The organism is Prevotella sp. OH937_COT-195, assembly GCF_003932845.1.
GTDB lineage: Bacteria > Bacteroidota > Bacteroidia > Bacteroidales > Bacteroidaceae > Prevotella.
Genome location: NZ_RQZH01000164.1, coordinates 1 through 410, shown reverse-complemented (window position 1 = coordinate 410; position 410 = coordinate 1). Strand labels below are relative to the sequence as shown.

The window sequence follows — 410 nt, the reverse complement described above, 5'->3', positions numbered from 1 at the left end:
AAATAAAGATGATATACAAACGATAAATGAAGAAGATAATATTGAAAATTATATTGTTAAGGACGAAAAAGTAGAAAATACTCCGGTATTGGAACAAATAAAACTTGATGATAATACTGAAACTTCAAAAAATATTTTAGATTATGAAATTATAGGTAAAATTTTTTCAAAATATATTTTATTGTCCGATAAGGATGAGTTTATAATTATAGATATATTAAATGCTAAATATAGACTGTTGTATGAAAATTTATTGGATAATTACAATAATCGTACTATTTCAAAACAGATACTTTTATTTCCTATAATTTTGGAATTAAATGAATATAAATTGAGTGTGTTTAATACTATTAAAGATAAATTGAATAATTTAGGTATAGAAGCTGATATTTTTGATGAAAATTCTATAG

Annotated in this window: 1 protein-coding gene; it reads left to right on the top strand. The window is 20.5% G+C overall.

All coding sequences use genetic code 11. The annotated features are described in order from the left end of the window. Positions 1-410 (top strand): hypothetical protein (locus EII32_RS11745; protein WP_199741446.1); only part of this gene is annotated, 410 nt, incomplete at both ends.